Raw genomic sequence first — 21,969 nt, forward strand, 5'->3', positions numbered from 1 at the left:
CATTAGGAATAAAATAAAGTAAACAGACATATAAATAACAAAAAACACCACAAAACAATATAAAACAAAACAGCAAATGCATTGAAACAATATTTTTAACTATTTTAATATTTTTGTATTTATTTATTCACAACTATAGTCTACATTCCACTCAATAATAATAAGGTTTGATTGGATAAGTAAAATGAAAAAAATAATATGCTTAGCTCTCTCTACGTTTCACTTTTCAGCAACGGCAAATGTGTTAATAAGTGAAGTCCTCTACGACACTCCAAATGATGATCTCACCGAAGAATGGGTAGAACTTTATAATGCAAGTTGCAATACCATAGATTTATCCACTTATACATTAAGCGATAATGGCGGAAGCTACACTCTCAGTGGTGAAATAGCTGCAGGGGAATATGTGACAATCGCAAAAGATGCAACAGCATTTTATAATCTTTATGGAACCAGCGCCGACTTTAGCAATTTTAGCTTATCACTTGGTAATTCTGGAGACTATTTATATTTAAAAAATAATGACTCTGAAATTGACATGTTGGCTTGGGAAAATAAAATCAGCGGCTGGAATATCTCAGCCACCAATACCAGTCTTGTTAGAAGTAGCTCAGAAGACACTGATTCTGTCAGTGACTGGGAGAATGCAAATTCAATAGGTTCACCCAAATCAGGCGTGTTTAACTCATCATGTTCAAACACTGATGATCAGTCAATCACAACCAATAACACTGAACTAACCAATGGCGGTTCAATCAACTTAAGCCCAACAAGTAGCGGTAATAACCTTAATTATACCCTCACCACTACAATTGGCTCCAACTTAACTATCGCCATCAATGGTGGCTCTGGCGATGCAGACTTGTACGTGAGACTCGGAAGTGCTCCCACCACCAATAGCTACGACTGTGCCCCTTATTTAAGTGGCAATAATGAATCTTGTTCTTTTTCTAGTGTTTCAGCAGGCACTTATTATATTACTATTATGGCCTATGAAAGCTTTAGCGGCGTATCACTTTCAAGCAGTTATACTGAAGATTCAAATGATACTGGCGACGAAAATACAAACTTTGAAGATTTTGATACTTACTATGCCGATGCCATTAACCTCACAGGAGAAAACTTAAAAGCGGCATTAAATACCATCATAGATGGTCATACTTCTTTATCTTATTCTCAAGTTTGGAATGCATTAGAAATCACAGATGAAGATCCCGACAATAGCAATAATATCCTCTTATTTTACACTCAACGTTCTCAAGATAAAGCAAGCCGAGTCGGTGGCTCAGGCGCTAACAATGATCAAAATGATTGGAACCGTGAACATATTTGGCCAAAAAGCCATGGCTTTCCCTCTTCCAGTGATGATGCCTATACCGACATCCACCATTTACGCCCATCAGATGAATCCGTTAATAGCACTCGTGGTAATTTAGACTTTGATAATACGAGCACTAATAGCATCAGTGAAGCACCAGGCACTTACTATGATACTGATAGCTTTGAACCTATGGACAGCTTAAAAGGCGATGTCGCTCGTATGATCTTCTATATGGATGTGCGCTATCAAGGCATTGATACGAGTAGTACAGGTGTCGGCGATTTGCAGATCAGTCATTTCACTGGCACAGCAACATCTTCATCTGGAAATGGTTATATAGGCAAATTATGCACTTTACTCGCTTGGCATAATGCCGATCCTGTGGACACAACAGAAGAAATAAGAAATAACAAGGTGTATTCTATACAAGGTAATCGAAATCCCTTTATCGACTATGCTGATTGGGCCAATGATATTTATGCCGATCAATGTAATTAAATAAATGCACTCACTCTCTGATTACCTTATCAGAGAGTGAACTATAAACGTTGGCCTTTATGTGAAGATGAAGGTGAAGGCGAACGCAACTCACCTTCAGACAGCAATCCTTCATCATTAACATCATGCGGTAAAACGATATGAGGCTATCATTCACTCTGCAAATAACGCAACGCTTCCATATTATTCGGATATCGAACTAATACCTGTTGATAGGCATTAATAGCCTCTGTAGTTTTATGTTGATGCCGCAAAGCGCGTCCTAAATAAACCCAAGCATCCACCTCAGTTGGAAACTTTGCAATCAATATTCGCGCTTCATCTTCTAACGCTAGCCAAGCTTGATGATATTCTCGAGCTTGCATGAGAAATAAGTGAGCTTGATAAGATAAGCTCTGCGTTTTAAGTATGTTACTCGATACTATTGCCACTTCTTTCCAGCGATTTAATGCCGCCAATGGTGATAGCAGTCCAATTTGAGCATCGATAGACTCAGGATTGAGCGCCATGGCTTTTCGATAGCTTTCAATTGACTGGCTATAATCCTTATTTTGAAAATGTAGCCAAGCAATACGCATCAAAGTAAATTCATATGTCGACACAATAGATTCCATTTTTGGCGCCCACTCAACGGCCTCAGCTCTATCACCATTTAAAAACTTCTGCATATCAATGTTCATCACCAAACTCGATACACTCAAGGCAGATTCCGGTACGTGGATCACTTCAATGGCTTTTTCATATAATCCCTGTGCTTCAAATAAATAAGAAGCATTCCAATCTTGCTCTATCGCGTCACAATGAAACGATAAAACAAGTAAAATTAAAGCAGATATTTGTTTACTCATAACGGTATACAAGTTCACCATTTAGTCGAATATTGCAAAAATAAAAATGTACCGGAATAGTCACTATCAAAGGTTGATAATTCATATTCACTGTACGCTAAAGTAAGCATTAGTTGGCTACGATGAGGCAGCGCCCACTCGGTTCCCACTCGAATATACTGCTTTTGTATTTGATTCAAATTAGCAATAACTAAGGTGTCGGGATCCACAGCCAACAGCCTATCACCTAGAGTAAAGGCCAAATACACACTATCAGGAGACAACAGGGAGTAAGAAGAAAGCCAATGTTTAATAAGCACGTCTGCCGATATATAATGGCGTTCAAAAGATGCACTCTCAATATCATACAATCTGACTTGCCCCCAATTTTCGGCACCAAAAAGGCTAGCACCGACAGCAGCGTCATATTGATACACATTACTGTGTAAATCATAAGTTGTTTGTGAATAGTGCAAATCAAAGGATAAATCGCGCTGATAGTTCATATAATTCAACGCGCCTCCCATATAAAATAACCCCCCTAAAGCACTGTCTGATAAATTACCATCGATGTGAGAAAACTGAATACTGGGCGTTAAAGCACCATTAAGTCCATCAACAAAGTAATGCCTCTCCAGTTCAAATTGAAACGCTTCTTGATAAAGTGTGTCACTAACGGTTTCACTATCAAATGCAATGCCTAATCGGCTATAACCCAAGTTCACATTATAGGTATCGAGATAATTAAATTGCCCTTTAATACCAAAAGCATTCAAATCATCTTTTGTGGTATCGCCAGAATAAATACCCGATAAATAATTTAAAGCGAGTTGAGTAGACCAAGGAGATTCATCCGCTTTAGCAAAAGGCATCAAGAAGACAGAAACAATAACACCACCCAATAAGGATCTTAATAGGTGATCCATAGTTCTTTCTCTTCAAAATGAGTAAATGACTGGCACTGCTTTATATAATATGGCCACCTAAACTCCATTGCTTTCAATTGCGGATTATAAATACCTGTGTATAAGGTCCCTAAACCACGGTCATAATCGGTTGAAAACAAAGGAGCATATTCAAATGCACTAATAAAAGAATCGATATTGACCAAGGGATCATAAAGCTTTTCTACCAATTCTTGCTTACGCTCATGAGAGTTTGAAAACATCGCATAATTTGATAATTCAAAGCCACCTTGATGGTTTACCGCTAAAGGAATATGCGACACAACAGGGGCAATAAAAGGCGATAACTCAACAGTTTTAATATTAAAATTAGCATCTAAAAGCGTGACATTATAAGTAAGATTAACTGGTACTCGCCGAAGCACAGCGACAGCTTCTTCTGTTGTTTTACAGCACTCTAAAATATACCGTAAAATAATTGACATGCTAAAGCCTTTTCCCGTGCGGCTTCGGCCACCAAAAGACCAAGAAACAGACAAACCATGCTCATTCATTCCATCAAGCACGCCCCATAATCCATCAGTTGATGCAATAACCTGTGTTTGATCCCAACAGCTTTTTAAAATGCGAGCCTCAAAAAGTGCAGGAGCATTATCATAGTTTTTAATTAAAACAGGATTATACCTTATCCATACTGCCTGACTTCCTCCACTCACATAAGGTGTAGGGCAATAAAAACTCAACAAACGAGCATCAATATCATCCGCTTTAGTCAGCTCTAATAAATGCTCCCAATAAGGGATCAGTTCGGGCATATGCTCTTGCAGTGCATTTTTACAACTCATAAAAGAAGGACGATTCAGCTCACCTTCCTTTAAAAACCATTGTTTATAACTTTCTTTGGTTTCATGATAAAAAGCGAGCCACTTACTACTGGGTTTCGCTTCTTCAACAAATTGAAATCGTTTCGCACTATTGAGGTTCATGATGCATCCTCAAAAGCAGAATCACTTTCTAAACTATTATCTTCAAAGCTATCATCTTCGTTAATCGTTATCTCGCTCTCTACATAAGAGGCTCCTTTTAAAGAGCTACTGGAGTTATAACGCTCAACCAAGATTTTCTCTTCTTCGGTTAATTCTCGATAATTAAATCGCTCTTTCAATGCATTAAGCAATTTGCTTGCTGTTGAAGTGAGTGCTCTTTCAGCAGATTGTAATTTAAAATGAGTAAATACAATCGCCAAATCAGCCCCTTTATAGGCATATTCAGCCGTATCCATAATGCGCATAATAAACACTTCATCTTCACCCAGAGCTTGGCGTCTATCATGATGCTTTGAAATTAGCGTTAATTCATCATCAAGCAGTTTATAAACGCCAGATTCAGGTGCCGCAGTAATAATTTTTAATCCAGGATCGGTATATTTTAAAATCATTTGCCCACTGGTTGTCGCTGCTCCCTGCGTTAGCGCCAGTTGATTATACTCATTGGGATTCAGGTTAAATTCCACATCAGAATATTCCAATAAATGAAACAGGAATAATGGAACGGTCTCATAACAAAACTCAGACATATTCGTCATTGCACTGATCCCTGTGATCCTTGGGTTTAACTCACCTAAATATAAGTCTCCAGTATCCAGATCAATTAAATAGTCAACTTCGAAATAGCCTTTATAGCCCCTGTCATACAGAACATTCCCCAAATTTTCTGTCATTTGTTGTGCTTGAACACGAATGTTGTCTGAAAATGCATCTTGATAGAGCTCATTACCACACCATCCACCTTGATAAGGTGTTAATTCTGACAACCCCACTAACTCTGTCATCAGTGGTCCAACAAAGGTACCTGATCGTGTCGCACAAGCCTCGATTGCCGTTCCCGCGCAACGGATCTGCTTCATGATTTTAACTTGTTCTTCAGACTCTATCTTGTCTGCAACCTTGTCATATTCTGCTTTCGACGAAATAAAGTAAGTCGTTTTACCCGAATCACCATAAGCACTTTGCACGACTAAACACTCACCTAATTGATATTGCTCTGCAATCGCTCTTAAACTTTCATAGCTAGTCACCTTCTCTAATGCATTAGGTACACTCGCCACCCCAGCTTCATTGCCTATTTCAGTGGTCGTGATCTTATTGTCAATTTTCTTAACCAGATGATTAGGTGGTAGACACACTTGCAGATCCATTGACCGACATGTTTCTTCTAATGTTTTATCAAAAAACAAAAACAGCGCTTTGGCTTGTGGATCTTGTCTGTCTTCGGTTTTCCAATGGGCAATATCTTTTTCAATTTGGCTGACAACATCTTTATGCCCCAACAGAAAGTCATTAACAGATTCAATACTATCAAACACAGGTGTTCCCACTTTACTGGGTAACATGACGCTAGCATTAGACTTGTCGTAACAGTCTATAAAATTGATATTGGTCCAGTGCTTTACCCACTGTTCTAAATTCATTAAATTAAAATTAGTAGAACTAATAAAATAATGAGGCGTATCTAATGTAGCAAAATATTGTTTTACATCATGAATCGAACTTAACTGAGTATTAGCCTTCATACTTAACCTTTACGTCTATAAAATTATAAGGACTCGAGATAATCTTGGGTAAAGACTTTAAGTCCCACTGCGGGGTTATAACCGTGAATTTCTTTTATGCGGATTTTTTGTAAATACAATAAAATATCGTAAGTAATTAATTGACCTGGCACGAGAACAGGAAATCCTGGTGGATAAGGTGTCACAAAAGAAGCTGACACTAGTCGACGCTCATTCATCACTTGCTTGATCATTTCGGTATCAAGCGCGACAAATTCTATTTGTCGCTCATCAAAAGCAGCATAATAAGCTCGGCGCATATCCACAGTGGAAAAGTGATCACCAGCATAGGGAACAAAAGCTTCATGATAATCACGATGTAAAGGCAAACTAATCACTTGCTCAGGTTGCACAATATCATTGACTTGCCCACTTAATTCAGGATCGGATAATCGATTAGCAATTTCACTTAACACATTAATTAAATAATCAATTGTCGACTCATTTGCGCCAATATTGACAATAAATAACACAGTTTTTCGAGATGTTTTATTGACTTGAATGTCATATTTATTAATCAATAGCTCACGAAAAACGGTGCCATCCATACCCGTTCGACTGATATCAACCGTGACTTTCGTAGGATCCACCACAAAATCTGATTGCCCCCAAAATTGAGGCATATCGTCATAACGATAACAAGGTAAAGACGCCTGCTTTGATGCATGACTCCGTCTTGATGCAGAATTGATATCTCGATACTCGTTAGGAACAAGGGCATCATCACCTAATACGCAAAAGTAACGCTGTAATACAGTATTTTCTGTGATCCTTTGACGTAGCTGTGTCGCCAATCTAATGGCACGCTTGACACGTTCATAGCCTTCTAAGCTGACTTGTCGCCTTCCCGCATCAAGTGAAGCAATAATCTGATAATTTGGCGACGTGGATGTATGCATACGGTAAGATTCAAGAAACAACTCTTTGTTATATTCTTCATCAAAAATATGCAGCATAGACCCTTGCCTAAAAGAAGTGAGGGTCTTGTGGGTAGATTGAGTCGAATAAACACGTAGCTTGACTAAATCAGGATTGGGCATCAGAGGTAAATCAATCAATAAATCATGATCATCACGCTCATCACTGGCTAGAATATCTCCATATTCCTCAAACCAAGCTTGATACGCTTGTTGATAGTCAGGCTGCTGTAGCGATGCTTGCAAGAAATTAGCCACACTCATGGCGGTTCTGTGCTCATACAAAGGATTAAAATAAGCAAAGGCAAACCAAGCTTCATCCCAATGAAAAATAATATCAGGCTTGATCGCCAAAATATCCAACATATAACGTTTAGTGTTATAAATAACGCCATCAAAGGTCGAATTGGTGAGAGTAATTTGCTTAACTCGATGCAATTGTCCTTGTTTACGTAAATCCAACAATACTCTTTTAATACGCTTTAAAGGAACGGCGCCATATAAATCGAGTTCATCAAGGGGATAAGTTTCTAAAAAAAGAGGATAAGCGCCAGATAACATAATGGCATATGGAATCGATTTATGACAATCTGCCGCCGTCAACACAATATCACCCGGCTCTAAATTTGCCTGCATCACAATTTTATTTGACGTAGAAGTGCCGTTCGTTACAAAGTAAGTTTCTTTTGAACGAAATGCTTTAGAGGCTTTAAAATGCGCTTGCTTGATCGCCCCTTTGGGATCTAATAACGAGTCCATGCCCCCTTGCGTCGAAGAGGTCTCAGCGAGAAACGTATTCGCACCATAAAAATTCAGCATGTCTGTTATCCAGTGAGAATCTTTAAGGGATTGCCCTCTGGATAAAGGCAAGGCATGAAAAACGCCTTTAGGTTTTTTACTATAGGTTCTTAATGCATCGAAAAAAGGTGTGGAATAACGATCTCGAATACCACTTAAAATTGTATGGTGGAGCTCTTGAAAAGGCTCGACATGGTAAAGCACTCTGTCAAATTGCTCCCTGATTTTGACATCAATCCCCACAAGCGCAAGCTCGCTAATTAAATAATGTGTTATTTCAGGCCGTAAAGTATGCAAAGCACTTTGCAACCCTGTCAGCGGATTGTCTGTCATTTTATTAACATCAATGTAGAAATTAATAAAATCAGCATATTCTTGATGATAAGTATTCGAAGTACTTTTTATTGGGTATCCATAAACATACACACAAGCTTGAATACTTGGGTTCGCTAATATCGCCACCATGGCATCTTCAGCATTACTCACAAACAAAACGTCATAAATGAATTCATCGCCTTCTGATTTAAACATTGCCAAACTATTGCGATAGATGAGTTCGTAATCAGCTGGGTTAGGATGAATAACAAGCACTTCAAAATAGGTTTTACAACTTGAACGGCGGCTACTCTTACCTTGTAATTCCGTTTTGTCGATAACAATGGGCCTGTCAAGAGCGGATAAATTTGTTTTAAAAGGCACAAAACTTTGACGTCGATATTCTAAAGATTGCAGCTGCGTATAAGTATTAAGGCAAAGTTGATAAAACAACTCATATTGGCCTCCATGGAAATAATGCCTTAGCTGCAGCATGACACCATATCCAGGATATGCCCAAAATCTTTCTATTTCATAAAGATAAGCTAACAACCTTTCCACTTCATCTAAATCAGTAACGGCATGAGATAATTGATTCGATCTCGACAAGCGCTCTAAAAGCTGCCAGCTAGCCAGTCTCTTTGCTTCGAGATCGAACTCAGTTAATGAGTTTGTTTGTATTGGATGATGCATATAATATCACCCTTTCATTTGACTAATTTCTGATAGAACTTCTTTAGCTGAAACATTTTCAGGCTCAAGAACTAACAATAAAGATAAAATTTCTTTTGTTTTTGAATAATCTTTTTGTTCAAATTTCAACAATCCATATTCCAATAAAAACGTAGTATCATCTGGGTAAGCATCAAGCATTTTCTTATCTATCTCTGCTGCATTATCATACTTTTGATTTTTTCTTAATGCATAACTCAAATATAAATTGGCATAATAGTTATACAAGTCTTTTTTAATCACCTCATAGCCTAATACTTCAGTATCATCAAAGTTCTCTTTAATATTAGATATTCTCATCATCCCTAATTGAGGTGATAACGCATTAGGTGATATTTTTTTTGCCGCTAAATAATGAAATTTAGCATTGGCAAAACTTCCTTGTAAATAATAAAGGTAACCTAGTCTCAGATTTAAAATATAGTCGTCATGATCTTTTTTATAAAGACTAACTAAGCTATTTATGGCATTTTGATAATCACCTACTCTTTCATATCCGTAAGATTTATGAAAGGAGGCTTCCTTAGTAATCTCATTTGAAGCAAAAACATTAAAGCTAAAGATGACTAAATTTATAGCAATAAAGATACAGCGTATATTTTTCATTTATACATTCCAAGGATCGATTTATTAATTAGATTGACGTTTTAACTCTATATTATTAACTCTTACGTTTTTAAACTTTAAATAAGAATCCAATTCAATGTTGGTATCCATTTTTGACTTAAAAAAACTATTATTAATACAACCTGAAATTTGTCTTTCAGAAATAAATTTATACTCAGCTATAGTTGATATTTTTGATGAAATAAAAGCATTTAAAAACGCACTCACCCCGCCATTAAAATAACCTAAATAAGTCATGTTTGAGATAGTATCTTTCCAATGAAGTCCCTTTTTATAAGCCAATGGTACAGATGGAAGCGCTAAATATAAACACTTCAAATAAGGGTCGCTGCCTTCTAAATGATAAATAAAAAAAGTTCCCGCATATTTTCCAAAAAAGAGTTTTGCATCACCTCTTGAAAAATAGAAAGTACTGTCGGGCGCCATTCTAACAACAAAAGTAATTTCGTCTATTTTCTTGCCATCTTTATAAACATAATAGTTCAATGTTTCATCAAGAATAAATGTCGTTAATTGTTCATGAAAAGCAGTAGGCAGTAATGAATTGACTCTCACCATTTCATTGGGCAAACCATGAGAAAAATATTTATTGTTTTCACAATAATGGACAAAAGTGAAAGGCAGTGTTTCTGAGCCCATAAAAGCTGTTGCTTGTACTTGCAGATGTATATGAGGCTGTGGGGAATAACCTGAATTGCCACATAATCCCAAATGCGCTCCGGGTTCAACCCATTGCCCTTCATAGACAACAATACTCTCTTTTGCAAAATGTGATATCTCGACAAAATAACCTCGTTCATCATAAATGATCACTAAATTTCCCCAATTATTAATAGTGTCAACTGTGCCAATAGGGTTATCCATTAAATAAGAAACCACTTTAATGACTCTGCCACGAACAGGCGATAAAACCGCTTGGCCAAAAGCATAATAGTCTTCTAATCGAGTACCTTCATTTTTATAAGTATTATTTGAATCATCCGTTATCACAAAATCATAGGCATAACGCCAAAAACCTTGATGAGTCCATTGACCATTAAACCCTTGCCAAACCGTCCATGAACCAGAAAAAGGTAAAGCCAAAGTGATAAAGGTATTTGCAAAACGATCTTTTGCCGTCAAATAATGATCTAATGTTTCTTCAGGACTCGAGCGAAATACTGTTGGCCTTAGCGGGTATCCCACCACACCAAGTACATACACAAAAGACAAAGTGATCAAAGTAAAAGGTAAAGTAAATACGGGGATGCCATATTGAGCCCAAAAGACATTAACAGCATTTATTAATAATGTGGATAATGCAACACCAATTCCCGCTAAAATAAGACTCTTAGGTGATGGAATATTAAACACACATCCAATGGAAATAGCGATAAGAATATAGTTAAAGTTATTCATATTATTTAATGATTGCTCCCAAGAGCCATTAAATAGAGAGTTAATACCACATCCTAATATAAATCCAGAAATAGCAATAACTAAAATAAGTCTGGATTTAAAAAATATCAACCCTGAAATCAAAGCTCCTGATATAACATTAGGCATGAATACAATTGAGCCCATAGACTTGAAAAAAGCATTAATAAAATGAGGAAAGAAACTAAAATCATTATAAAGTGTATTTGTATACAAGCTATTTACATATAAATTACTTAAACGTCCACTGGCTAAGTAAACCAGACTACTAATAATAACAAAAGGAATACTGAGAACTTGTAGCCCTAAAAAATGATGAAAAATATTCGAAAGAAAAACAGTCAATAGAAATGATAACACACTTGCTAACGCGATAATGCTTAAGGTCAGTATATTAATTTCGTAAAGATAACCTATAGCTAATCCAGACAATAAAGGATTATAAGTATAAAAACCTGACTTCAAATATTCTTTACTGAAACCGATAAAGTGAGCAAATGCATAAGCTATGATAATCGAAAATAAACCGGATAATGCCGTGTTATAGTTTATCAAACCAACAATAAAAAGCAGCGCACCTGATATTTTTCCCTGTATAAAAAACACATCAGAATAACTACTTAAGATAGAATTTATATGAGTCGGTAAACGCCATTTTCTAACATCAATCATTGTCATAATGTGTTCATCATTCTAAGAAGTCTTGTCTTAATCTCTAAAATTAAGATTAATTTTCTATGAACAGAGTATTACCAATGATAATAATTCTCAATATCAACAAAGTAAACAGATTCAAACTATTGTCAAGAAGTGTCAGAGCTTAAGCTATATTTTAAATTATTGTTTTTATTGAATAACAACTAGGTTGTTTAGTTTGATTTTATATTAATTCTCATACTTTTTGGCTTAATAATTAACACAATCAACACTCAATTCAATAACGGCTCTTTTCTTACTATCTATATGAAAATAATAGACTAAAGTCTAAAGAGTCGAGCTATTGTTCGTCATTTAACTTATTTACATAACTGGTTAATTATCAGCCAAAAAAGAGAGTATTAAAACCAAGTCAGTGCAATGCTGATTATCACGCCTGAGATGATCAACTGCATCAAACAAAAACCCATAATATCTTTAGCCTTCAATCCCGCTATCGCCAAAATAGGTAACGCCCAAAAAGGTTGGATCATATTGGTCCAAGCATCCCCCCAAGCAACCCCCATGGCCACTCGCGCAACATCTGCATTTAACAATTCAGCAGCAGGTAATACAACAGGTGCCTGTACAGCCCACTGACCCCCACCTGAAGGAACGAACATGTTGACAACTCCCGCGCTTAAAAAACTCCAAAAAGGCAAAGTTTCCGCATTAGCAATCGCCACAAATCCCTGCGAAATACTCACAGCTAATCCTGATTGAGTCATTATTGCCATAATCCCCGCATAAAAAGGAAACTGTATAATGATCCCACCACCACTTTTAACGGCTTCATTTAGACTATTAAGAAAGCTTCTTGGTGTTTTATGTAAAATAATGGCAAAAATAAGAAACAAGAAATTGATAATATTTAAGTTAATACTTCCCCCATTAAAAAAATAATACCCCAAATACATTAATCCGCAAAAACCCATTAAATGAGCCAGTACTCGGCTGTTTTCTAAACGCTCAGCAGGCCCAGTGGCATCAAATGTTTCATTTTCATCTTCTAAGAGTTTACTCTCATCAATATAAAAGCAGTCCTCAGCTTTAGGAAGCATCCAACGATTGACAAGGGGAATAACAATAAATAAAACCCCAACTAAGGCCAAATTGAAAGTCGAAAAAATGGTCTCACTAGTGCTTATCAAGCCAATAGAAGATTCAGAGAAATTGCCAGGAGTGGCAATCGTTAAGGGGATCGATCCGGATAATCCACCATGCCAAACCAAAAAGCCCGAATACACACTGGCGATCAATAATCGATAATCAACTTCCACCTTTCGAGCTATGGCTTTAGCCAATAAAGCTCCAACAACAAGCCCAAACCCCCAATTAATCCAACTCGCCAGTAATGAAACAAAAGTCACTAACAAAATGGCGTTAGAGGGACTATTGGCCAAAGCCGCAATATAATTGAGTCCTTTTTTAATCTGTGGACTGCTTGCCAAAATAAAGCCTACAATGAGCACAAACAACATCTGCATCGAAAACGTCAGTAATCCCCAAAAACCTTGTCCCCAATATTCAATCACCTCAAAAGGCGACTTTTGCTCAAAAAAAACTGCTGAAACCATCACAATCAAGCTAAGGACAAGAACAAAAATATAAGGATCTGGCAAATATCGATCCACGAGTTTGACCAGTGGCTTAGCCGCTTTAGTTAACATAGTTATCCCCAGTAAAAAATAAGCAATATTGACTGATTTACAATAAAGACAATATCATTTTTACTCAATACTGGTATTAAAAACAGTAAAAAACAATGAAATACTGAATTATGAAATATATACTTCCACTCAATGAAGTATTAGTAATAATTAACTAAAAAGACTTATACACAAGTCAAAAGAATCCGCTTAATAGACAAAATGAAACCGAGAATTTAAAAAAGGCGCTCGATGGCGCCCTATGAGTCAATGACTAGCCACTTAGGTATAAAACTTATTTTTGTTTCGCAAAATGCTCAGCAAACTTTGTTACTTGATCCCAATCAGTAAACTCAAAAGTACCTTTAATGTCAGTCGGTCCTTTTGTCATTTTCATAATAAGCCGAATCATAAAACGATCAAAAAAACCATATTTAGGATAATCTATCTTTCCCGCAAACACTCCTAATACTTGAGGCTTCCAAGAAGACAAGGTCAAAAACTTCAACATATAGGGATTCGTTGTTGGGCTATTTTTCTCTGGTTTTCTCGCCACAACATTCACACTAAAAAAACCGTTGATTTTGCTCGATAACAGTGCATTATTATCATGAATAAATTGATAAAGTTCTGCTCTGTGTTTTCCATAACGAATACTGGCACCAATCAAAATTTTATCATAATCATCCAATGATGCTGTTGTGGCTTCAGCAAGAGAGAGTAGAATCACCTCATCCCCCATATGCATATTAATCTCTTTTATTCTCTGGCAAATAGCCTGAGTTTGCCCATCGACACTAGAGTAAATAATAAGCGTTTGACTCATAAATCAACCTGTTTAATTTCGCCAAAATGTTGGCGTAAATAATACTAATAAAGTAAAAATTTCTAGACGCCCAAATAACATGGCAAGAATTAAAACCCATTTTGAACCATCATTAATACTGGCATAATTACTGGCCACCTCGCCCAGTCCAGGCCCTAAATTATTTAAACATGCTGCAGTCGCACTAAAAGCGGTCACATTGTCCAAACCAAAGCCCATCAAAATAAGCATACAAACCACAAATACCAACGCATAAGCTGAAAAGAACCCCCAAATGGCATCAATCACTCTATCTGGTAATGCTTTACCACTCAATTTAATGGAAAACAGTCCTCTTGGGTGCACTAAACGTTTTAGCTCTCGCGATCCTTGCAGCAAAAGTAAAACAATACGGATCACTTTTATGCCCCCCGCAGTGGATCCGCCACTGCCACCAATAAAGCTTGAAAAAATAAGCAATATGGGTAAAAAAAGCGGCCAAACATGAAAACTTTCTATACTAAAACCTGCAGTGGTTGAAATAGACACAGCCTGAAATATTGCATAATCCAGTGTCTGCTCCTTAGAATCATAAAGACCACTTTTTAATAAGGTGATAAAACTAATCGCCACAAGAAAGCATTGGATTAAAATCAGCGCTTTAAATTCCGCATCTTTAAAATAAACCCTTAGATCCATGCCTCGACGTGAAAAAGCGGCAAAGTGTAAGCTGAAATTTAAGGCCGCAATCAATAAAAACACTACGCAGGTCATGTTTACCGCTGTACTATTGAAATAGCCGATACTGGCATCATGAGTAGAAAATCCGCCAATAGCAATGGTTGAAAATGAATGGCAAATAGCATCAAACATATCCATACCAGCCAAACGATAGCATAAGGCGCAGGCAATAGTTAAAGACACATAAATATACCAAAGTGCTTTAGCTGTTTCAGCAATCCTTGGAGTCATTTTGGTGTCCTTCACTGGACCTGGCATCTCGGCTCGATACAGCTGCATTCCCCCCACCCCTAATACAGGTAAAATGGCCACAGCCAATACAATAATTCCCATCCCCCCTAACCATTGTAATAAGTGCCGATAAAATAAAATGGCTTTAGGGAGCACATCGAGCCCAACAATCACAGTTGCTCCTGTGGTCGTTAATGCTGAAAAGGATTCAAAAAAACTATCAGTAAAACTTAAATTAGGCTGACTGGTAAAAATAAAAGGCACAGCCCCTATAGAGCCCAGTACTACCCAAAACAAAACAACCAATAAAAACCCCTCGCGGGTCTTTAATTCTTTTTTAAAATGACGATTGGGATACCAGAGCACAAAGCCACAAATAAGACTTAACATAAAGGCTTTAATAAAGGCCATGCCTCCACCATCTTTATATATCAGAGCGATACAAGCTGAAGGCAGTAAAGACAGAGAAAAAAGTCCAATAAGCAAGCCCGTAATTCTTATAATTGTTCTATATTGCATTCATTTTACTTTTTTGTATTAGAGGTAAATGTGGCAATCAAATGACCTTGACTCATCAAAGCCAGATCACGATTTAACGCTTCTTCCTGTCCTTTTCCAATGGAAAAAGACACTTTTACTTTATCAGTAAATACCCTATCTTCAATAACCGCATCATATTGAACTAAATAATACTCAACATCCGTTAGTTGCGCATATTCACACTCTAAAAAACCAGGATAACGTAACTGCTTAAGCTTAGTTTCAAGTATTTTTAACCCTTGTTTAATACCTGAACTATAAGCTCTAACAAGTCCCCCTACACCTAATTTGGTTCCACCAAAATAACGCACAACAATCACGCCAATTTCGCCAATGTCACAACCTTGTAAATGAGCAAGCATAGGCCTTCCTGCGCTACCAGAAGGTTCCCCATCATCACTAAAACCTATGGATAAACTTGATGTTGGTTGGCCACACACAAAAGCATAGCAATAGTGGCTTGCATTAGGGTAGCGATGTTTAACCCTTTCTAATTGTATTTTCATCACTTGTGGATCTGAACAATGAAACAAAATAGAGATAAATCGACTATGCTTGATTTCTTCTTCTACGACACATTCACTCGCAGGAATTAAATAACACTCACTCACATTAATACCTTACTAAAAAGCCATTTTCACTTTTCAGCTAAAATGGTTAGGGGCTGTTGTTCTTTCGTGGTTAAATTATGTCCGAGATAAACGTGTTTTAATCACTGCGTAGTGAGTGCTGCCTAGTCTTCTAAGTCCCTTTCTTTAATAAGGAGGGCTACAACAAAGAGTAAAACACGTTTAGCTGGATCCTACGGACAGCGTTTGTGGCGCCTTTCTACAGCGTTATCGCTTATTCATGTAGAATAACTACACCCCATAAGCTCTGCCTTGTATAAAACCCCCACAAACTGCTGCAGAAATCATCACCAAAGATCAACAGCCCCTTGTATTTACCGTTTAACAATCATGTTAATTCAGCCCCGCCTGTCGGGTCATATTTTCATTATGTTCATCATGAACAATGATATTATCTTCTATACGTATACCACCAAAATTGCGCAATAGCGCCACAGCATCCCAGTTAATTTGCTGCTGACGATGATCATTTCTCAACTCAGATAACAAAGAGTCAATGATATACAAACCCGGTTCAATAGTCAGTACTTGATTAGCCGCTAACGTCCGCGTACAACGCAAAAAAGGATGTGCTTCAGGTGACGCAAGATACCTGCCATTCTCATCACTTAAAAAACCACCCATATCATGCACTTGAAGCCCTAACATATGACCGAGACCATGAGGGAAAAAGGCTCCCGTGATCCCCTGCTCAATCAGGCCTTGTTTATCACCAGAAACCAATTTAAAGTCCAATAACAATTGTGCAATCTGCTCATGACACGCTAAATGCAAATCCACATAACTGACATTAGGCGCCATCATATCAATAATAGCGCGTTGTAGAATATCCATCTGCATCACAAGTTCATCAAATTGATTCTTTTCAAAGGAATAAGTTCGAGTAATATCTGATGCATAACCGTGAAATTGAGCGCCTGCATCAATAAGAAAAGAGTGTCGGTGCTGCGGATTTTGGCGAGCAAGCCCTGTATAATGCAAAATCGCCGCATTTTCATTTAACGCAATAATATTACCATAAGGCATTTCATTTTCAGTCTGCCCTACGGCTGATAAATAAGCTTGCTGAATATCAAATTCACAAGCACCGTGATAAAACGCATTTTTTGCCGCTAAATGCCCTGTCACAGCAATACGATTAGCTTCACGCATGCATTCAAGTTCATATTCGGTTTTTATGGTACGATGAAAATGCAAATAATTCATAACAGCGCTGGGGTTACATGATGTCAACCCCACCTCTAATGCATATTCATGATGTTCGCCAATATAGCTCCAAGTACCAAGCTCTTTCGGCAAAAACGCCTTAACCGCATCTGTACTTGTCAGCACATGAATATCAAAATGTTCACACCAAAATGCATCGGGTAACTCAGCCACTTTGTGCCAAAAATCTACCGGACGATAAAATAATAATGTCGGCTTATCAGTACCATTCACCAACAGCCAACAATGAGGGTTATCAATAATAGGCAACCAGGCCTTAAAGTGTGGATTCACCTTAAAGGGATAATCCATATCATCTAAAAATTGACGCTGCGGGCGACCAGAATGAATAATCAACCCAGCCAGTCCCTCTCTTGAAACAATCTCTGCGACTCTTTGATTCAATATTTTTATATGTTCAGGGTAATGCTGAGCGAATACATTCATAATTGTTATCCTATTTTTATTAATACACACTTCATTCGATCCAGTGAGGTATTTAGTTAGACCCGTGACTAATGAATAAATATTTTTTCATCAGTTTAACACGTCACTCGACAATTACTTACAAACTCAAAAATAATGGCCTAATGAGATCCCTAGAAAAATGCACTTTACACTGCTAAAAATCAAACATACGTTTAAATTGGGTGTTGTATTTTTTTCTTTTTTTAAGCACACTGGAAGGAAGTGGTCAAATGATGGCCGAAGCTGCTGTGAGATAGAAGATCATTCCCAGTTTTAAATGAATCTAATATGCGGGAGTGGCTCTAAAGCAAAAAGGAAGCAAGCAATGATCTACCAAAGTCCTACAATTCAAGTTGAGTTACTTGAGGGTAATATCGCACACCTGTGCTTTGATGCACCAGGCTCGGTAAACAAGTTCGACAAAGAAACCCTCGAATCATTTGATGCTGCACTCGATAGCATCATGTCAAATTCAAACATTCAAGCATTGTATTTAAGTTCTGGTAAACAAACTTTTATCGTCGGTGCGGATATCACAGAGTTTCTCGGCTTATTCGCCCAAGATGATGCCCAAATTATGGCTTGGCTCGAAAAGACCAATGCGATTTTTAATAAATTGGAAGATCTCCCCTTTCCAACAATTTCTGCGATTAATGGCTTTGCATTAGGCGGAGGATGTGAAACCATTTTAGCCACTGATTTTCGTATCGCTGATACCAATGCCAAAATTGGTTTACCGGAAACCAAACTCGGACTCATTCCAGGATTTGGCGGCACAGTGCGACTTCCTCGCGTCATTGGCGCAGATAATGCGTTAGAATGGATCACAACAGGTAAAGAACATCGCCCAGACGCAGCGTTAAAAGTAGGAGTGGTTGATGCCGTCGTCGAGCCAGAACAATTAAAAGCAGCAGCATTACAAATGCTGCAAGATGCCTTAGCCGAAAAGCTTGACTGGCAAAACCGTCGTGCGAAAAAACAAGCGCCACTCAATCTGCCAAAATTAGAAGCCATCATGTCATTTACCACAGCCAAAGGCATGGTATTTAAAGTGGCAGGTAAACATTATCCAGCCCCGATGGCAGCAGTGAATGTGGTAGAGCAAGCCGCACAAAGCACTCGAGCAGACGCCTTAAAAGTGGAACACAAGGCCTTCTTATCACTGGCGAAAAGTGATGTTGCCAAAGCACTTATTGGTATTTTCTTAAATGACCAAGTTGTCAAAGGCAAAGCCAAAAAAGCCAGTAAACAAGCATCGACAATTAACCAAGCCGCCGTATTAGGTGCAGGCATCATGGGAGGCGGCATTGCTTATCAAAGTGCCAGTAAAGGCACGCCTATCATCATGAAAGATATTGCGCAGCCCGCATTAGATTTAGGCTTAAATGAAGCTTCTAAATTGCTCACAAGTCAAATTAAACGCGGCCGCAGTACACCTGAAAAAATGGCTAAGGTACTCAATAATATTACTCCAACTTTAGATTATGCCGCCATAAAAAATGTGGATGTGATTGTTGAAGCCGTTGTTGAGCATCCAAAAGTCAAAGCCACAGTACTGAGCGAGGTGGAACAAGAAGTCGGTGATGAAACTATCCTCACTTCTAATACATCAACCATTTCAATCAATTTACTGGCTAAAAGCCTTAAAAAACCTGAACGCTTCTGTGGCATGCATTTTTTCAACCCAGTGCATAAAATGCCTTTGGTTGAAGTCATTCGAGGTGAAAAGACATCCGAAGAAACCGTGGCTTCAGTTGTTGCCTATGCCAGTAAAATAGGTAAAACCCCAATCGTGGTCAATGATTGCCCAGGCTTTTTCGTTAATCGTGTGCTTTTCCCTTACTTTGCTGGATTTAATGGTCTGTTAGTTGACGGCGCCGACTTTAGCGCTATCGACAAAGTCATGGAAAAACAATTTGGTTGGCCAATGGGCCCTGCATATCTACTGGATGTGGTCGGCTTAGACACGGCACATCATGCTCAAGCCGTGATGGCTGAAGGTTTCCCTGATCGCATGGCCAAACCCAGTAAAGATGCCGTTGATGTCTTATTCAATAACGATCGATTAGGCCAGAAAAACACTAAAGGTTTTTATGCCTATTCACTGGATCGTCGCGGAAAACCCAAGAAAGATATCGACCCAAGCAGTTATGAATTACTCAACACTGCTTTTGGCGATACAAAAGCCTTTGAAAGCGATGAAATTATTGCCCGCACTATGATCCCAATGATCATTGAAACCGTACGTTGTTTAGAAGAAGGTATCATAGCTTCACCCGCTGAAGCAGATATGGGCCTCGTTTATGGTATTGGCTTCCCTCCATTTAGAGGAGGAGTATTCCGTTACCTTGATACTATGGGTGTCGCTAATTTTGTCGCACTCGCAGACAAATATGCTCACTTAGGTGGCCTTTATCAGGTAACAGACGCTATGCGTGAATTGGCAGCCAATAACGGTAGCTATTACCAAGCCTAATCAGTGGGAAGGAACAAAATAATGAAACAAGCCGTTATCGTAGATTGCATTCGTACTCCTATGGGCCGCTCAAAGGCGGGAGTATTTAGAAATGTACGCGCAGAAACCTTATCTGCAGAATTAATGAAAGCTCTACTGATCCGTAATCCACAGCTGGATCCCAATACCATTGAAGATGTGATCTGGGGTTGTGTGCAGCAAACATTAGAGCAAGGTTTTAACATTGCTCGCAACGCCTCGTTATTAGCTGGGATCCCAAAGCAAGCGGGAGCGGTCACCGTTAACCGTCTTTGTGGTTCGTCCATGGAAGCCATGCATCAAGCCGCACGCGCGATTATGACAGGCATGGGTGACACCTTTATTATTGGTGGTGTTGAGCATATGGGTCATGTACCTATGACTCATGGCGTTGATTTCCATCCAGGTCTTGCCAATAACGTGGCAAAAGCCTCAGGCATGATGGGCTTAACCGCTGAAATGCTAGGTAAAATGCACGGTATTAGCCGCCAAATGCAAGACGAATTCGCCGTACGTTCACACCAACGTGCTCATGCGGCAACCGTTGAAGGTCGCTTTGCAAATGAAATCCATGCCATCGAAGGCCATGATGCAACAGGTGCACTCATAAAAGTGCAGCATGATGAGGTGATCCGCCCCGAAACATCATTGGAATCATTATCAGGTTTACGCCCAGCCTTTGATCCCGTTAACGGGACTGTTACCGCAGGTAGTTCTTCGGCCTTATCTGATGGCGCCTCAGCTATGTTAGTCATGGAAGAGTCAAAAGCTCTTGCACTTGGGTTACCCATAAGAGCACGGATCCGCTCTATGGCGGTAGCAGGATGTGATGCTGCTATTATGGGTTATGGTCCTGTTCCTGCCACACAAAAAGCCTTAGCTCGCGCAGGTATCGCTATTGATGATTTGGATGTCATTGAGCTCAACGAAGCCTTTGCCGCACAGTCATTACCTTGCGTCAAAGATCTCGGTCTAATGGATATAGTCGATGATAAAATAAACCTTAACGGCGGCGCAATCGCTCTAGGTCATCCATTAGGCTGCTCTGGCGCGAGGATCTCAACCACCTTGATTAATCTCATGGAAAACAAAGATGCCACACTAGGCCTTGCCACTATGTGTATTGGTTTAGGTCAAGGTATTGCCACTGTATTTGAAAGAGTCTGATCCTACCAAATTTAGAAAAAATCAAAGCTGATCGATAAGATCAGCTTTTATACCCGTGATGCTTCAAGCTGCAGGATTCAGCTGGAATTAAAAGCCTTTTAGACAAGGCATTGAACATCGAGCCTAGTTATTCTAAGTCGGTGTTTAATAACACAGTATAAAAGGCTTTTAAACCTGCCCTTTGGGAGTGTGTAAAAGCACCGACTTCTACGTTGTATTATCTTAAAAGGCAATAAGCATTTCAGCAATAATACGCCTTGAATTAGGCACTTTTACGCACTCTGAAAACATGCATTTTGAAGTATCACGGGTACTGAGGGATCCCCACTTTTCTGGCTCATAAACAATGAATACTGATTGTGAAGTGAGCCAAGTT

General features: G+C 38.5%; 15 protein-coding genes. 3 read left to right on the forward strand and 12 right to left on the reverse strand.

Features of this window, described 5'->3' with window-relative positions; all coding sequences use genetic code 11:
* Positions 1–184 precede the first annotated feature (184 nt).
* Complete coding sequence (locus Q0791_RS13320) at positions 185–1,819, forward strand: endonuclease (RefSeq protein WP_299007098.1); 1,635 nt, start codon at positions 185–187, stop codon at positions 1,817–1,819.
* A gap of 149 nt (positions 1,820–1,968) precedes the next feature.
* On the opposite strand, the gene Q0791_RS13325 is transcribed toward Q0791_RS13320, so the two are convergent.
* The 12 genes from Q0791_RS13325 to pepQ form a co-directional block, all read right to left on the reverse strand.
* Positions 1,969–2,667 (reverse strand): tetratricopeptide repeat protein, encoded by a 699-nt coding sequence (locus Q0791_RS13325; protein WP_299007101.1) that lies wholly within the window; start codon positions 2,665–2,667, stop codon positions 1,969–1,971.
* 14 nt (positions 2,668–2,681) lie between these two features.
* Positions 2,682–3,572 carry a hypothetical protein gene (locus tag Q0791_RS13330; protein ID WP_299007104.1) on the reverse strand — a complete coding sequence of 297 codons (891 nt, stop codon included), beginning with the start codon at positions 3,570–3,572 and terminating at the stop codon, positions 2,682–2,684.
* Positions 3,557–4,537, reverse strand: coding sequence for a C45 family peptidase (locus tag Q0791_RS13335; RefSeq protein ID WP_299007107.1), 981 nt, complete (start codon positions 4,535–4,537; stop codon positions 3,557–3,559). The genes Q0791_RS13330 and Q0791_RS13335 overlap by 16 nt, the downstream gene beginning before the upstream one ends.
* Positions 4,534–6,123 carry a hypothetical protein gene (locus Q0791_RS13340; RefSeq protein ID WP_299007110.1) on the reverse strand — a complete coding sequence of 530 codons (1,590 nt, stop codon included), beginning with the start codon at positions 6,121–6,123 and terminating at the stop codon, positions 4,534–4,536. Before Q0791_RS13340 ends, Q0791_RS13335 begins: the two co-directional genes overlap by 4 nt.
* A gap of 23 nt (positions 6,124–6,146) precedes the next feature.
* The gene (locus tag Q0791_RS13345) at positions 6,147–8,885 is read right to left on the reverse strand and encodes a hypothetical protein (RefSeq protein ID WP_299007113.1); all 2,739 of its coding nucleotides are present in this window, start codon (positions 8,883–8,885) and stop codon (positions 6,147–6,149) included.
* A 6-nt stretch (positions 8,886–8,891) separates the two neighbouring features.
* On the reverse strand, positions 8,892–9,530 hold the full coding sequence (locus Q0791_RS13350; RefSeq protein ID WP_299007116.1) for a tetratricopeptide repeat protein: 639 nt from the start codon (positions 9,528–9,530) through the stop codon (positions 8,892–8,894).
* 24 nt (positions 9,531–9,554) lie between these two features.
* Positions 9,555–11,645, reverse strand: coding sequence for an urea transporter (locus Q0791_RS13355; protein ID WP_299007120.1), 2,091 nt, complete (start codon positions 11,643–11,645; stop codon positions 9,555–9,557).
* 380 nt (positions 11,646–12,025) lie between these two features.
* Positions 12,026–13,333 (reverse strand): short-chain fatty acid transporter, encoded by a 1,308-nt coding sequence (locus Q0791_RS13360; RefSeq protein WP_299007123.1) that lies wholly within the window; start codon positions 13,331–13,333, stop codon positions 12,026–12,028.
* A gap of 274 nt (positions 13,334–13,607) precedes the next feature.
* On the reverse strand, positions 13,608–14,138 hold the full coding sequence (hemG, locus tag Q0791_RS13365) for a menaquinone-dependent protoporphyrinogen IX dehydrogenase (RefSeq protein ID WP_299007125.1): 531 nt from the start codon (positions 14,136–14,138) through the stop codon (positions 13,608–13,610).
* 12 nt (positions 14,139–14,150) lie between these two features.
* Positions 14,151–15,608, reverse strand: coding sequence for a TrkH family potassium uptake protein (locus tag Q0791_RS13370; RefSeq protein WP_299007128.1), 1,458 nt, complete (start codon positions 15,606–15,608; stop codon positions 14,151–14,153).
* A gap of 5 nt (positions 15,609–15,613) precedes the next feature.
* Positions 15,614–16,240, reverse strand: coding sequence for a YigZ family protein (locus Q0791_RS13375; protein ID WP_299007130.1), 627 nt, complete (start codon positions 16,238–16,240; stop codon positions 15,614–15,616).
* A 351-nt stretch (positions 16,241–16,591) separates the two neighbouring features.
* Positions 16,592–17,911, reverse strand: a complete 1,320-nt coding sequence (gene pepQ / locus Q0791_RS13380) for a Xaa-Pro dipeptidase (protein WP_299007133.1) — start codon at positions 17,909–17,911, stop codon at positions 16,592–16,594.
* Positions 17,912–18,257: 346 nt separating this feature from the next.
* Here pepQ and fadB point away from each other — a divergent pair, with 346 nt between their 5' ends.
* The gene (fadB, locus tag Q0791_RS13385; RefSeq protein WP_299007136.1) at positions 18,258–20,408 is read left to right on the forward strand and encodes a fatty acid oxidation complex subunit alpha FadB; all 2,151 of its coding nucleotides are present in this window, start codon (positions 18,258–18,260) and stop codon (positions 20,406–20,408) included.
* 21 nt (positions 20,409–20,429) lie between these two features.
* Positions 20,430–21,593 carry an acetyl-CoA C-acyltransferase FadA gene (gene fadA / locus Q0791_RS13390; RefSeq protein WP_299007139.1) on the forward strand — a complete coding sequence of 388 codons (1,164 nt, stop codon included), beginning with the start codon at positions 20,430–20,432 and terminating at the stop codon, positions 21,591–21,593.
* The last annotated feature ends 376 nt before the right edge of the window (positions 21,594–21,969 follow it).

Origin of the sequence: uncultured Shewanella sp. (assembly GCF_947495455.1) — a bacterium.
Classification (GTDB): Bacteria; Pseudomonadota; Gammaproteobacteria; order Enterobacterales; family Shewanellaceae; genus Shewanella.